This is a genomic window from Chitinophagales bacterium (assembly GCA_041392475.1).
In the GTDB taxonomy this organism is placed as follows: Bacteria; Bacteroidota; Bacteroidia; order Chitinophagales; family UBA2359; genus JAUHXA01.
The window spans coordinates 1,167,658-1,183,150 of sequence record JAWKLZ010000001.1 but is presented as its reverse complement, the minus strand read 5'-3'; the positions used below and the strand labels follow the sequence as shown (position 1 = coordinate 1,183,150).

Genomic DNA, 15,493 nt, shown 5'->3' with positions numbered 1-15,493 from the left:
ATTACTTAAAAATAATTAATTTTTAAATTAATGCAATTCAACAACCTTCAATTCCTCCTCATCCTCCGCCAATGTAAATACAATCTCTCCATTCCGTACAAACACACTTGCGCCTAAGCCTCTCAAAGATAAGTCATTCAAAGAATTTGCAGCATTGATGTTTAAGATGGGAACGTTCAGTTTTTGAGAAAGAGTACAGCCTGCTTCGAGATAATCTATTTCACCTAATTCCAGTTCACTATCCCACTTGATATAACTGGGCCAAAGAAGTAAGTTGAGATTTGTATTGTGATAATCTTCAATGAGTTCCTTTGCATCTTGAATCTCTCTGCAAAAAACAATGCCAATATTGAGGTCGCCGATTTTGAAGACTTCTCTCTTTTGTCCTTTGGTAAAAAAAAGGAGTTCTGTCTCCGTAAGTCCAATTTTGGAGGTTATTTTATAGCCTTTGGAGTTGGGATTGAAGTAGATAGCACTGTTGAAGATGCTTTGAAGAGAATCGGCTTTGATAAATGGAGTACCAACGATTACTGCAATTTGGTTTTCCATTGCAGCAGTTTTTATTTTCTGATGGGCAATTTCAAGGCTTTTTGAGCTAACTGTTTGAGGCATTTTTCGGTGATAGCCAGTGATTGCACATTCCATAAAAACGGCCAAATCCGCTTCCTCTTTTTTAGCTTTCCGAATCCATTGTATAATATTTTCTACATTTTCTTCAATCGTCCAATACATTGAAGCCTGACATACAGCAATTTTCATATTTACAATATTTTAAACACCATTGAATTGTGTCATGAGTGATTCACCAAACAAAGGACTTCCATTGAAGGATTCGTTCAGTCTTTTGATTAGCTTTTCATAGCCATCAAGTTTAGTAATTAACATAAGCATTAAGTCTTGAACAAGAACAAATAATAGAAAGGGAGCTTTCTTATAGTTTATGTGTATAGTGTGCTTCTTTTTTATTAAAACTTCCTGTTCAATGCTGTATGAGAAACAAGCAAACCTTAGCTTGATGGCTATGATTAACTTTTCTATTTTGGCATCCATTTGTCACTTTTTGAAACTCCATAGCAGGGGATTTTGTAAACTACTGCTATGGAGATTTTTTTTGAAAATCAGTTAATTCGCACATTCCACCTTTTGAATCGTTGCCTCTAAACCCAATGCTGGTTCGCCGCCTTTCACTACCGCTTTGTCATCCTCCAGAGCAATCTCTATGCGAACTGTTTCCGTTGTGCCTTCCTGCTGAAAATTGTATTCTCCTTTAATTATACTGTCTTCCAACATGCCTCGAATAGCTCCTTTTCTTTGATCTTTAAAGGCTGGAAGCCAATTGTATGCCCCTGTGACAGTATTGCCCTTTACCTCTATTTGCAGCTCTAACACATCTTTATCTTCGCTTCCTTCATGCGGATATTCATTCCGAAAGCAGTAGTTCTTTTGAGAAGTTACTATTTCATCCTTATGCTCTGTTTCCGTTTTGGTTTGCTCCTCCGATTCATTTGAGTTGGAGTTATTGCAACCAACCAAACCAAGCGTCAGCAAACATAAAAATGCTACTGATTTTACCAACATTCGAATGTCTTTCATGTTATTTTATTTGATTTTAAAAAAAAGCAAAGGTACGTTTTTAGAATAATCTGGATATAGATTTAACTAAGACTCGCCAACAAAATTACTTCCACATTGATGTTGAGGCTTTTGAAGTTTAATCTTTGAAAGATATTGATTTTCAATGCAATACAGAGCCTTTGAAGCAAAACTTCAAAGGTCTAAATCGGTAAATTATTTTATTGACGTTCCTAAACCGAAAGCCGCAAATACGCCCGCATCCACCTATCGGGAATTTCCTCTTTGCAGGCCAATTCGTAGTCCGAATAAGAGCAAGGAACGAGTTCATAACGTTCTTCCTGCAGTTCGCCTTTGAACTTCAAAACGGGTACACGCATCCACCATCGGTCACTTCTTTTGCTTTTGATAAACACAATTTCGTGTTCATTTTCTTTGAAGTTGACGATATACTGCAAAAAGCCTTTACTTGATGCGCTCGGATGATCGTTTTTGCGTCCATAAAATCCATCCACAAAATACCAAATCATCTGTGCCACCAATTTGGCGGTTTGGGCATTTTGATCGAGAATAGGATTGAACTGATACAAACCAAAGGAGGAAACATGGTCACTTAATCCCACATAACGTGCTATCTGGCAAGCTTCTTCTCCAAAAAAACCATTGGCACTCAAGCGATCAACAGCAGGTGCATCTGATTGGCGAATGGCAGAAATATCGAAAGAAACTATGTCGGCATTTCGGACAATAGGTTCGACTTCTTCAATATTGTTGCGGATATGCCCCAAACTGTGACATTCAAAATGCAGGTCTTCTAAGGTATTGACGATGTTGGGGTCGACCAAAAAATGTTGGAAACCGACAAGGTTGAAATTGAAGAGGTTGGGTTGTTGGGTCAAGATTTTATAGAGAAACGAGTAAGGCCCCATGGCATGACGCTGCGACGAAAAGAGGTCTATTTCTTGGTCGAATACGGCAATGTTCACAAAATCAGACGACTGACTGCCATAGCCCAAAAACTGACCATAGGTGACATCATGTGTGCCTCCAATGATGATGGGAACGACTTTTTCGGCCCGCAATGCCTCTACTACCCTACCGACTCCAATGTAGGTATCGTGCTGTGTGCGCCCCGCCTTGATGTTGCCCAGATCGGCTACTCTGAAACGCTTTTGCCATTTGTACAACTTGTAAAGTTCCAAACGAACTGCATTTGCAGCCTCTTTGCAGCCTGCTTTGCCGTGGTTTCGGCGGTCTTCTTCCACTCCAATGATGGCAATGTCTATTTCACTGCAATCGGGCAGTGTATCTATGTGTTTCTCAATGCAATTTCCCCATTGATTTTTGGCGTATTGCTGCGGTTCTACTATATAACTGATGTCAATGGGGCTTAAAAAATCTTCGAGCATTTTTTTTAGGGATTGTGTTAGTGTATTGGGGTGTTAATGTGTTACCTATCTTTCGGTCACTATTCACGTAAATCCTTGAACAAGAATCGGCTACGAAAAAGAATATGCCTGTATTAAGTGAGATTTCTTTCTGTAAACGATTCTTGTTCAAAGCTGTATGAGGATTATCGAACTTAGGGGTGTTAAGGTATTTTTGTTTTGAAGTCTTTTGTCTTTCTTCAAAAGTATTGAATTTTACTATGATAAACAACCATCGCTAGAGTGAAAATGAAAATAGCCTGTATTTTCATTTGTTCCAAAGGATTTGTAAAATTAAAATAGGTCGGTAGGTCTTTAACTACTGCAAAGCCGTAACTTTGCCGCCTAAAAACAAATAGCTTGTATGAAAAAATTGCAAAATGGGTTTGAAACCCTGCTCGATAAATTCAAAAACAAAAAAGCAGCGATTGTATTTGAGTGGCACGATACCGAAACGGAAGCGATGGGATGGGTAGTTATCAATTCGCTGAGAGGTGGTGCTGCAGGCGGTGGTACAAGGATGCGAAAAGGCTTGCACAAGGCAGAAGTTGAAGCATTGTCTAAGATTATGGAAATCAAATTCACCGTTTCTGGTCCACCCATTGGAGGTGCAAAATCGGGTATCAATTTCGACCCCAACGACCCACGCAGAGAAGGCGTTTTGCAGCGATGGTTTCAAGCAGTTTTTCCTTTACTCAAAAATTACTACGGCACAGGAGGCGATTTGAATGTGGACGAATTGAAGGATGTGATTCCCATTACCGAAAATTTGGGACTTTGGCATCCGCAAGAGGGTGTGGTGAATGGACACTTCAATCCGCACAAAAATACCAAAATTCATTTTATCGGTCAGTTGCGACAAGGTGTTTCTAAGGTAGTAGAAAATCAAATATTTACCCCTTCTTCCAGTACTCAAAAATACCACATTGCCGACTTGATGACAGGCTATGGAGTGGCAGAATCTGCTCGCCATTTTTACGACATCTATGAGCGTTCGGATGTGAAAGACAAGAAGGTAATCATACAAGGATGGGGGAATGTGGCAGGTGCGGCAGCTTATTATTTGGCGCAGGAAGGAGCAAAAATTGTGGGAATTATTGACCGACACCACGGTATCATTGACGAGAATGGGCTTTCTTTTGAAACGGTGAAACAGCTGTTTTTGCAGCGAAAAAACAATGCACTTCCAAGTGATATTGTCACTACTCAATCATTTAAAGAAGCGGATGCAAAAATTTGGGATATGCCTACCGATATTTTTATTCCAGGGGCAGCCTCCAATTTGGTTAAAAAAGAACACATTGAACGTCTTTTGGTTGGTGGTTTGAAACTGGTGACGTGTGGTGCGAACAATCCTTTTGTAGATACAGATTTGATTTACGGCAAAACGCAACAGTTTGTGGATGAACATTGTAGTTTGATTCCAGATTTTATCGCCAACTGTGCGATGGCTCGCCTGTTTGCTTATTTGATGCAGGAAAATGTGGAAATTACGGATGAAGCTATTTTTGCAGATGCTTCCAACACCATTCGAGATGCCATGTTTGAAGTCTTCAAAAGAAGTACTGCGAAGGAACAAATTACCCGCAATGCACTCTACATTGCCTTGGAAAGAACGATGCAGGAAACCTATCCTAAAGTAAAAGTGACTGATTCAGATTTGAGAGCTTTTTGATTGTTTTGTGTTGGGATTTTAAGGTGTTGGAGTGTTGGTGATTGTTTGTATTGAAGAGCAAGACTTTGGAAGCTTTCTTTTGAGAGCATACGGATTTTCACACATTGCATATCCATTTAGGAATAAACTTCCAAAGTCTAAATCGGGATTTTATTTTATTGGCAACCCTTATTCATTTATTTGGCGTAATTTTGGGCTTCAATAAATTTGATAAACAAGAGAAAAAATGTTTGACAAAGAGCGAATTATATTGGTAACGAATGATGACGGCATTACGGCGGGAGGTATTAGGGCATTGATTGAAGTGGCGAAAGAGTTTGGAAAGGTCGTAGTTGTTGCACCTGATAGCCCTCAATCTGCAATGGGTCACGCAATCACAATCACCAAACCCCTGCGATTGAAGCAAGTAGATATTTTTGAAGGAGTAGAAGCTTATGCTTGTTCGGGAACGCCTGTGGATTGTGTGAAATTGGCAACGGATAAAGTGCTGCACCGAAAACCTGACTTGTGTGTATCGGGTATCAATCACGGTTCCAATTCTTCTATCAACATCATTTATTCGGGAACACTTTCGGCTGCAATGGAGGCTTCGCTGGAAAACATCAATGCGATTGGCTTTTCTTTTTTGGATTACCGATCGGATGCCAACATGGAGGTTACCAAAAAATATGTACGCATCATCATTGACCAAGTTTTGACCAATGGTTTGTTGGACCATCAACTACTGAATGTAAACATTCCTAATCTACCCGAGAAGCAAATAAAAGGCATCAAAATTTGTCGGCAAGCAAAGGCAAATTGGAGTGAGGAATTTGACGAACGCATTGATCCACAAGGCAGAAAATACTATTGGCTGTCGGGAAAATTCACCAACGAAGACGCAGGAGACGATACGGATGAATATGCGCTGGAAGAAGGATATGTGTCGGTTGTGCCTGTTCAACACGATTTGACGGCCTACAATGGCATTGCCTTTTTGAAGGAGAATTGGGAGGGGATTGATTAATTGCTATATGGTCATACTGCTTTATTGTTGGTTTGCTCAAAAACAGCATAAAAGCATTCAACCATAAAACCATCATAAAAAATGGATTCACAAGACAATTTTTTCAATGGCATTACAACTGCCATTGCCACCACTATTTTGTTCTTTTTTGTGTGGAAAGGACTGAGTTATGTACTGTCCAACTACATTGTAGAAGATTGGGGTGGTTTTACATTGAAGTTTATTTGTATAGCAGCAGTCGTTGCCAATGCGATTCCCATGTACTTTTTCAACAAATACGAAAGAGGATTGGCAATGCGTGGGTTGGTTACAGGAACGATGTTGATAGTAATAGGAATTATTATTTATTTTTGGGATAGTTTTTTGCGGTAGAAAATGCAAGTTATCAAGTCTCTTTTTATAACAAACATCTCTCCGTTTCATAAAAAGTAATAATAGACGAATCCAACCAATCTATAAGAGCAATTATTCCTTTTGAAGAAGGCTACTATACAATCAAAATATCTAATATAGAAGACAGGTTTATTCATTAGACTTGCACGACTATGGCAACCAATCATTTATTTGTTTTAAATTTGTTACGTGCAATAAATAGATTGTTTGTTACAAATAAACAATTATCTTTAAATTGACGTTCTGTAGTTATTTGTCGGTAATTCATCATTCCTTTTTTTTGCAATTTACATAAATTCCTATAATTTATAGTCGAACAGGTCTAATGAGAACATTAATACGAATCTATAAATCCATCACCAACTGCACCCCCTCGGCTTCTTCCTCCTGCAAATTAGAAATGCCTACCCCCAACAACCTCACCGATTTGGTCGGTAATTCGGGCTGCTGCAATAAAAATTCTACAATTGGGAAGATTTGCTCATAAGATTGAAGAGGATAATAAACGGTTTTGCTGCGGGTTTGGATTTGAAAATCGTGGTATTTGATTTTGAGCGTTACCGTTTTGCCAAACGAAGCGGTGTTTTTCATGCGCTGGGCTACAATCTCGGTAATCTTCTGCAATTGCTCCAACATTACCTCCAACTCCGTCACATCTTCTGCAAAAGTATCTTCCGCACTCACCGATTTTCTGGCACGGTTCGGTTCAACAGGTCTTTCGTCAATGGCCCTGGATATTCGGTAAAAATGCCCTCCAACTTTTCCAAAGTGTTGTATCAAAGCCTTTTCTGTCCATTCCTTCAAATCTTTGCCAGTCAGAATTCCCAAATTGCTCATCTTTTTGGCGGTGACTTTGCCGACTCCATGAAATTTTTCGACCGCCAAAGTTTCGACAAACGCAACGGCATCTTTGGGGTGAATGACCGTCAAACCATTGGGTTTGTTCATTCCCGAAGCGATTTTTGCCAGAAACTTGTTGAAGGAAATACCTGCTGTTGCAGTAAGATTGGTTTCTTCAAAAATGCGGTTTTTAATTTCTTGAGCCACATAAGTAGCTGAGAGGGTGCCTTTTTTGTTATCAGTCACATCCAAAAATGCTTCATCAATAGAAAGCGGCTCCACCAAATCCGTATAATCGTGGAAAATTTGTCGAATTTGACGTGAAGCCGCTTTGTAAGCATCAAATCTGGGTAGCACAAAAAGCAATTCGGGGCATTTGCGCTTCGCCACTGAAGAAGGCATCGCAGAACGCACCCCGAATTTTCGTGCTTCATAACTCGCTGTCATCACCACACCTCTATCACCTCCCCAACCTACTGCCAATGCCTTACCTCGGTAAGCAGGGTTGTCCCGTTGCTCAACAGATGCGTAGAAGGCATCCATGTCTATGTGGATGATTTTTCGGTGATTCGGTGACTCATACATACTAAAATTAGGGTCGAATGAAAATTAAAATATCCTACACAAAATCCTTAGAAGCAATACAAATGGTTCTTTGACAAAATCTATGAAAGGAGACTTCGGAAGTTTTTCTCTAAAAAATAAGCTGTTAATTCAATAATTTTGAATCTTTTAAACAATTAAACTTCCGAAGTCTTTCATCTAAAGTCTTCTATTTGTTAGACAACACTACATAATCCCACGGCTTCAATTCCATTTCCATTCCTTCGGTCAAACCCATTGCAGCTTTAGAAAACACATTGGTATAATCACCCACATAATCAGTTCCTTCCAATTTGGCTTTTTGTTTTGCAGCCGATAAGTTGATAATCACCACGACTTTATCACCGTCTTTTTCACGTGTAAAAGCATACACATTTTCGTCATTGCCTGTAGGGATTTTGACCAATTTTCCGCCATATTCACCATTCCAAAGAGCCTTGTTTCTGTGCTTCAAATCCAACAAGGTTTTGTAAAAATCGGTATAACTCTTATCGCCTTTTTCCCAATTAATCAAGTCTTTTTCAAAAAACTCCAATTGTTTGTCCATCCCAATTTCTTGACCTGTATAAACCAATGGCATACCATTGAAGGTAGCGGTTAAAACTGCAAAAGCTTTGTGTCCAGCTCCCATGCGATCAAATTCAGTTCCTGACCAGGAGTTTTCGTCGTGATTGGAGGTGAATTGCATTTGATAACCTTTGGAGTAATCTTTGGCTTTTTTCGCCAACATTGCGTCAATGTCCAAAGCATTTTTCTTGACTTCCTCAGCTTCCTCACCTTCTACCTTGTTGCCTTGCACCAGTTTATCTCCTTTTTTGCGGTTTGCCCCTTGTGTTTTGGCAATCTCGTTCAGTAAGTGGTGCATTTCCCAGCCATAATCCATCACAAAGGCTCCATTGTTCACAATGGCAGGCACTTCTGCCTCTGCCAACATAAATAGCGGGCGAATAGCATACAAAGAATCCGAAGCCTGCGCCCAAAAATCGACAGGCACACCATGTGCTACATCTACTCTAAAACCATCAATACCAACATCTTTAATCCAAAAAGTCATTGCGTCAATCATTGCAGCTCGCATTTCTTGGTTGTCATAATTGAGGTCTGCTACATCTGTCCAACCCCAAGATTTACCTGTGTTGTAGTCAATTGGGTCAATCACATTGCCGTCTTCGTCTTGTGTGTACCAATCGGGATGTTCTGTAATCCATTTGTTATCCCATCCTGTATGGTTCGGCACCCAGTCAATGATACAGTGCATACCTGCATTGTGAATGGCTTTGAGCATCTGTTTGAAGTCGTCCATTGTGCCATAGTCAGGATTCACTCCTTTGTAATCGGTTACAGCATAAGGGCTTCCCAATGTTCCTTTGCGCTCTTTTACACTAACTTCGTGAATCGGCATAAACCAAAGAATATCAATTCCCATTTCCTTCAATCTTGGAATGTGAGATTCAAAAGACTTGAAAGTGCCTTCATCCGTATAGTGTCGAAGATTCACCTCATATATAGTAGCGTTTTTGTGCCATTCTGGAACAAGGGGTTTTTCGATTGCAGGAGCTGCTATTGGCGTATCAGCCGTAGCAGACGTTCCCTCGGCGTTCTCTTTAGCAGCGTTTTGACAAGCAGCCAAAAGAAAGATTATACCTACCAACAAACAGATAAGAACAATGTAAAAACTCTTCATTGATTTTTAATTTTTTGTGTTTTGAATGAAATTGTGTTCACAAGATAAGAGTTTTTATTTTTTTGTTCTTTGGTAATTTTAGTTTGTAGGGTAAAAACACCACAAAGGAAAATACAGATAACCGAAATTTCATAAATTTCGGTTATCTGCTCAGTCAAAAAAATTATCCTAATTCACCGACAGTTCCATCGCTTGCTGAATCAACTGTCGTCCAAACGCATTTACTTGGAAATACATCGTTCCGTCGGACGTATTTTTAGCAAAAAGATAGTTGCTAAAAATGTTGTGCGCTACTTCAATCGTGCCATCCTCATACGCAATCACCCACACCGCCGAAGCCTCGGTTCCATCGCCCACTTCTTGCAACAGTGCATAGCCCAAATTGAAGGCTTCAAAACGCAAAGCTTGTATCAAAGTTGGATCGTGAATCGGTAAGGCAAAGTCATTGTCAAAAGTAGGAATCGCATCATAATTAGGCGGATATATTCCCAAAGCAATGATTTCTTTCTGCAATGGCAGTTGGCTATTTGGCTGCATTTCATTGCCTTTTTTATCCGCACTTTTTTTGTCGGTTTCTTCCTGTGTTTTGTTGTCCGTTGAAGTGTCACCAGGACGCACTATCCGAATGTCATCACCCAAATCGTCTAAATCCTCGTTGCCATAGACACATCGAGTGGGCGCAATGACTGTCGCATTAAATCTATTGGCAATAAACTGCATTTTCTTCAAGCCTTTTTCACCACTTCCCACATCGCAACCATTCAAGAAAATAACCGCACTATCACAAAGTGCTTTCTTCAATTTGTCTTCCAAAACGGTCAGCCAATCTTCCGTATTTCCATTGATGTACTTACATTCTTCGGTCACTTGACCATCTCCTACCGAAATTTTTCCATTCGTGCCATGTCCCATAATCGTCAGTGTATCAATGCAACACTTGGCATTGTCGGCAAATTTACAGAGTTCAGCCTTCAAATCGTGCTTGCTCGATACCAAAGCTGCATTGGGAAAATGCGCCAAACGACTCAACAAATAACCATTATCATATTTTTCTACATTCGGACATCTTTTTTTCATGGCGTTCCAAACTTCATAAGAGGTTTTTGTACCATTACGGACGGCTTTTTTTTCTGCATCGGTGATGCAATCTTCGAGGGCTTTGGGCCAATCCAATACATCCAAGTTTTTTCTTTCGACTGTTGGAGTAGGCTCAGGTTGGGGTTCAGGCATAGATTCTTCTTCACAACTACTTAATCCGATTGCAACTATCACACACAAGAAAAGGAGGCGTTGAAGAATCGCAGAAAAAGAAAAGTTTGACTTTTGATTTTTACAAAATGTTACGTGTTTCATTTGTTAAAAGGTTTTGAGGTTTAATAAAATATTGTGATAAAAGTAGAAGGACAATAGGCCTAAGACCATTGACTCTTACTTTATATCTAACTGACAATGACAAATTTACCATCATTGTCATCCAAAACCTATTACTTTTCAGGTACAGAATCGGAGGGTAGATAGGGAAGTATTTTTGTTGAAAAACAGCACTTTAGCTGCAAAAGGTGTGTAAAAAAGGGCGAATTTGATTACCCAAAAGAGCGATAATCGGTCGGACTTCACTATTTGACCAGTTTTCCTGCGCTTATTTTTTGCTTTTTTTGCTTCAATTGGTAAAAATAAATGCCTTGCGGCAAATCTTTCGTATTCAAATACAGGCTTGAAGTGAGAAAATTTTGCTGCAAAACGAGTTCGCCATTCGCATTGTAAACCATCAAAACGCTTTCTTCAAAAGGCATATTTTTTCCTTCAATGACCAAATATTCGACAAAAGGATTGGGAAATACATTGATTTTTATTGCAGTAAGGTTTTCTTCAATGACATTTGTAAAACAGCTATCTATCGGGATGATGTTGATATGCACGTTGGTAAATGCAATTTTGTTTGCGCCAAAATCACCATGCGCTGTGCACAACAATCGATGTGCATTTTGAACGTCCATCCAAAAAGTTTCGCAGCAAGTTTGAATGTCTTTTTTCACATCATCTACCGTCACGACCGTAATTTGGCTGATGGCACCTTTAGCCACCAAAGACTGTTTTTTGTCGCTGCAATTGGAGGACAATTGAAAAGTATGGGTGCAAACGGCTTGTAGTGGAATTTTGAAGAAAGTTTCTGTGGTTTGAAAAGTCATTTCACCTCCAATTTCTGGCTCATAAGCAATTGTATAGGATTCAGCTCCTTCAACTGCCTGCCAAGTCAAGATTATCTCATTGTTGGTCAGCGATTCGATGACAAAATTGGTGGGAATCGGGCAGTTCAAATCAATGTCTGAGTAGGTGAAATCCAAGACCAAAGAAGCCCCAATTTGCTGCAATTCGTTGCTGCAAAAACTTTCGACAGTGAATTGATGGTACAAGGCAAGTGGGTCGAGATTCAAAACAATTTCCAAATCATTGGCGGGGAGTGTTTGCACAATAGTTTCTTCTCCAATGACATATTCATGCACAATTTGGTAGTTTACCGTATTTTCTTCCAAACTCAGGCCCAAGCCAATTGCCGTATTTCCGTCATTGTGGTTGTAAAACAGCAGTTGAATATTGGCGGCTTCACACGTAGGTTCAGTTTGGGCAGACACAACATTGGAGGTAAGTATCAAAAAAAATAGGATGGCGTTGAGGTAGTTTTTCATGGATGTATCTTTTTTTAGACTTTGGACGAAAGAAGCGGGAAGTGAGAAACAAGATATAAAAATGTGATAACCATAAATTTATTTTATCAATACGATGAAACCCCAATTATTGATTACCAAAATCTATGTGCCTCGAAGCCTCTGTGCTTTGTTCAATCAAAAACATTCTGCTTGCTCTCTTGGTTTTCAAATAGAAAAAAACGAGTACAATGCACAAAAAATTAATCACTTTACTTCAACGGCTTGATGCTAACGAAATCAACAAGTTAGAACAGTTTCTGCAATCACCTTATTTCAATGAGAACCAACAACTAATTGCGCTTTTTTACTTCCTGAAAAACCATTATCCCACTTTTGACGAAAAACACTGCTCCGCAGAACAAGCCTTTGCAGCCGTTTTTCCGCATCAAAAAATGGACAAACCCAAACTCAATCGCCTCAATTCTGAGTTGTTCAAGCTCACAGAAAAGTTTTTGGTGCATGAATTTGTGGAGAAAGACAAGGGCAAGTTTCAATTGCAGTTACTACAAATTTACCAACATCTTTCGCTACCCAAACATTTTGAAAGCACCTACCAACGCCTTCAAAAACAGCAAGGTAAAGCTTTGGAAAAAGATGTGGAATATTATGAACGTCAATTTTGGATGGAAAAAACACTGGCAAATTTCCAAAGCCAAAAGGATGATAGAACGGGCGACATCAACCTACAAGCCATGACCAATGCTTTGGATGTTTATTACCTTTTGCAGAAATTGCAGCATTGGAGTCAGATGTTGAACCGTCAACAAATCGTAAAAATTCAGTACGATTATGCATTGAAGGAGGAAATTTTTGCCTTTTTAGACGCAAGTGAATGGCAACATCTTCCAGCGATTGCCTTGTATCGGCAGGCATTGTTATTGAAACTACATCCTTCAGAATACAAGCATTACGCCCGATTGAAGGAATTGGTAGAAGAATATGGCGGTCAGTTCAACGCCTTTGAAATGAGGGCTTTTTACACCTACTTGGAAAATTCGGTGAAACATGTATTTCCGATTGATGAATATTACGATGAACTTTTTGAATTGTATAGCAGGCAGTTGGAGCAGGGCATTTTGGGCAAACAAACGCCTTTGCACCACAGCGTTTTCAAAAATGTGGTGACGGTGGCTTTGGCATTGCAGAAATTTGATTGGGCGGCAGATTTTATTGAAGCCCATCACTCTCAAATCATTCCTGCATCGTTTCGACAGGATGCTTATTTGCTGAATGTTGCCAACTTACACTTTGCAAAAAAAGACTACGAGCAGGTTTTGGATTTGCTTTTGGAAAGCAATAGTTCGGATGTGTATTACAAATTGGGGGAAAAATTGTTGTTGGCGAAAAGTTATTTTGAATTGAAGGAATTGGAGGTTTTGGAGAACTTTCTGAACAGTTTTACCAAATACATTTTTGATCAAAAGGACAAAATTGCAGCCAACAAAGTCGCTTCTTATCGCTTGTTTATCAATTTTTTACGAAAGTTAATCAAGATATTGATGGCGGAGATAGACACTTATCAAGCATTCATTGGGGATATGCACATTATCCACAAAAAATCGAAACAGGATTTGAAGCGATGGAAAAAACAGGTGAACGCTGCCAGCGTTTTTTATGGACAGCAATGGTTGGGGCAGATTGTGGGTGGATTGAGGTTTTAGACTAAAAATAAAACATGGGTATCAATAAAGTTGCCAAGCCCCATATCAGCAACATCAAGCCTCCGCCTACTTTCACAAAATCGGCGAATTTGTATCCACCTGGACCATAAATCAATGTATTTGTCTGATAACCAATTGGAGAAATATAACTGGCACTTGCCGCAAACATGACGGTGAACAACAATGGGCGAGGATCAATTTGCAAACTTGTAGCTATCGAAACGGCGATTGGAGCAATCAATATGGCAGTGGCATTGTTGGAAATGACTCCACTGAGCAAGGCGGTGAAAATAAACAATATACTCACCAATATTCGGGGAGAAACTTCGCCCAATACTTCTACAAAAGTGCTGGCAATCAACTGACTCGCACCTGTATTGTCCATCGCAATCCCCAAAGGAATCACCCCCGCAAGTAAAAAGAAAACGCTCCAATCTACTCGCCGATAGGCTTTTTGCAAATCTAAACAGCCTGTCAAAAACATGGCAACACATCCCGACAAAGCACTTACCAAAATCGGCAATACATTGGTGGCTGCCAACAAAATAACTGCAACCATAATTATTGCAGCGATATACCTTCTATCAGATTTTGAGGACAAATCCTCATGTTCTTGTAATACTACAAAATCGGGCAAATTGTAAAACTGTTCAAAATCAGCTTGTTCTACTTCCATTAATACCGTATCACTAGACTCTACCTTTATCCGTCCTATCTTCATGAAATAGTACAACTTGTGCTTCTTGATGGCAAGTGGTAAGGCGTTGTACTCCTTTTTCACTGCAATTCGATTCAGGGATTTGCCAATCAACCGTGAACTTGGACGTACGATTACCTCGCAGAGAGTTGTCTTTTCCTTGCTTTCTTCTTGGTCACTTTTGGCCATTTGACGACTGAGTAACCTAACATCGTCATTTTGATGCAATTCTGCTATTTTTTCCACACTCGCCTTCACCAAAAGTAAATCATCTTCTTGAAGAATCAGCACTTCATTTGGCACATAGTATTGACTGTTCCTTTGTTTGATTTCGAGGAAGTTAATTTCTTCATCTTGGTAAAAAATCGTTTCATCAATGCGTTTTCCAATCAAATTAGAATCGGGTGGTATCACAATTTCGGTCAAATAACCCTCCATTGCGTATTGACGAGTAGAATCCGCTCCAATAGGTGTTCGATTTGGAATCAAATGTCTGCCAATCAGCACCATATAAGCGAGTCCTGCTACAAAAAAAATCACTCCAATAGGTGTAAACTCAAACACGCCAAAAGGCTCTAATTTGTAATCCTTAGCAATGGCACTTACCAGCAAATTTGTGGAAGTTCCCAACAAAGTACATGAGCCACCCATGATGCCTGCAAAGGAAAGTGGCATGAGTATCTTGGCAAGATTTGCGGGCATTTTTTGCGACAATTTTATCATAATTCGCAGAAAAACAATTACTACTGCGGTAGTGCTGATAAATGCCGAACAAGTACCAACAATCAACATCAGTACCAATATAGTTACCCACTCTGTGCGCTCAAATAAGAGCTTGATTCGCTTACCAATGGAGGTAATCACGCCTGTTGTTTCCAATCCCACACTCAAAATCATCAGTGCCAATACTGTTACTGTTGCCTGATTGCTCAAACCAGAAATTCCCTCTTGCGGGGTCACAAATCCGCATACCATCAATACGACCATCAGTGCTACGGCAAGTGTATCTGAAGGTAAAACTTCAAAAATGAGCATAATAATTAGCAACAATATTATTCCAAAAAGTAGTGTAATGGATATAGTCATAAAACATGATATTGGTTTTTACTTTTCCAACTTCCCTAATAAACGCTCTAAATCTGATAAGTTTTCAGGAATTCAAAAGTTTCAGTAATAAGTATCCTTCTTAATTTTTATTTAGTGCTAAAGTTAATCACTGTTAAAACG

12 protein-coding genes are annotated in these 15,493 nt (G+C 39.5%); 4 read left to right on the top strand and 8 right to left on the bottom strand.

What is annotated here, in order from left to right:
- Positions 1-27 precede the first annotated feature (27 nt).
- The 3 genes from R3E32_04330 to R3E32_04320 form a co-directional block, all read right to left on the bottom strand.
- Positions 28-759 (bottom strand): carbon-nitrogen hydrolase family protein, encoded by a 732-nt coding sequence (locus R3E32_04330; protein MEZ4883946.1) that lies wholly within the window; start codon positions 757-759, stop codon positions 28-30.
- Positions 760-1,122: 363 nt separating this feature from the next.
- Positions 1,123-1,593, bottom strand: a complete 471-nt coding sequence (locus R3E32_04325) for a hypothetical protein (protein ID MEZ4883945.1) — start codon at positions 1,591-1,593, stop codon at positions 1,123-1,125.
- 212 nt (positions 1,594-1,805) lie between these two features.
- Positions 1,806-2,981 carry a formimidoylglutamase gene (locus R3E32_04320; protein MEZ4883944.1) on the bottom strand — a complete coding sequence of 392 codons (1,176 nt, stop codon included), beginning with the start codon at positions 2,979-2,981 and terminating at the stop codon, positions 1,806-1,808.
- A 382-nt stretch (positions 2,982-3,363) separates the two neighbouring features.
- Here R3E32_04320 and R3E32_04315 point away from each other — a divergent pair, with 382 nt between their 5' ends.
- From R3E32_04315 to R3E32_04305, 3 genes are all read left to right on the top strand, one after another.
- Positions 3,364-4,674, top strand: coding sequence for a Glu/Leu/Phe/Val dehydrogenase dimerization domain-containing protein (locus R3E32_04315; protein MEZ4883943.1), 1,311 nt, complete (start codon positions 3,364-3,366; stop codon positions 4,672-4,674).
- Positions 4,675-4,900: 226 nt separating this feature from the next.
- Positions 4,901-5,680, top strand: a complete 780-nt coding sequence (gene surE, locus R3E32_04310; GenBank protein ID MEZ4883942.1) for a 5'/3'-nucleotidase SurE — start codon at positions 4,901-4,903, stop codon at positions 5,678-5,680.
- A gap of 81 nt (positions 5,681-5,761) precedes the next feature.
- A complete protein-coding gene (locus R3E32_04305; protein MEZ4883941.1) occupies positions 5,762-6,052 on the top strand; it encodes a hypothetical protein in 291 nt (96 codons plus the stop codon).
- A 366-nt stretch (positions 6,053-6,418) separates the two neighbouring features.
- Here R3E32_04305 and dinB read toward each other — a convergent pair whose 3' ends face one another.
- The 4 genes from dinB to R3E32_04285 form a co-directional block, all read right to left on the bottom strand.
- Positions 6,419-7,498, bottom strand: a complete 1,080-nt coding sequence (gene dinB / locus R3E32_04300) for a DNA polymerase IV (GenBank protein MEZ4883940.1) — start codon at positions 7,496-7,498, stop codon at positions 6,419-6,421.
- A 187-nt stretch (positions 7,499-7,685) separates the two neighbouring features.
- Entirely contained in the window at positions 7,686-9,200 is a 1,515-nt protein-coding gene (locus R3E32_04295) for an alpha-amylase family glycosyl hydrolase (protein ID MEZ4883939.1), read from the bottom strand.
- A 168-nt stretch (positions 9,201-9,368) separates the two neighbouring features.
- The gene (locus tag R3E32_04290) at positions 9,369-10,553 is read right to left on the bottom strand and encodes a DUF4347 domain-containing protein (GenBank protein ID MEZ4883938.1); all 1,185 of its coding nucleotides are present in this window, start codon (positions 10,551-10,553) and stop codon (positions 9,369-9,371) included.
- Between the two features lie 263 nt (positions 10,554-10,816).
- A complete protein-coding gene (locus R3E32_04285; GenBank protein ID MEZ4883937.1) occupies positions 10,817-11,887 on the bottom strand; it encodes a T9SS type A sorting domain-containing protein in 1,071 nt (356 codons plus the stop codon).
- 209 nt (positions 11,888-12,096) lie between these two features.
- Here R3E32_04285 and R3E32_04280 point away from each other — a divergent pair, with 209 nt between their 5' ends.
- A complete protein-coding gene (locus tag R3E32_04280) occupies positions 12,097-13,569 on the top strand; it encodes a hypothetical protein (GenBank protein ID MEZ4883936.1) in 1,473 nt (490 codons plus the stop codon).
- Position 13,570: 1 nt separating this feature from the next.
- Here the strand turns inward: R3E32_04280 and R3E32_04275 are convergent, their stop codons facing one another.
- Complete coding sequence (locus tag R3E32_04275; protein ID MEZ4883935.1) at positions 13,571-15,352, bottom strand: SLC13 family permease; 1,782 nt, start codon at positions 15,350-15,352, stop codon at positions 13,571-13,573.
- Between the last annotated feature and the right edge of the window lie 141 nt (positions 15,353-15,493).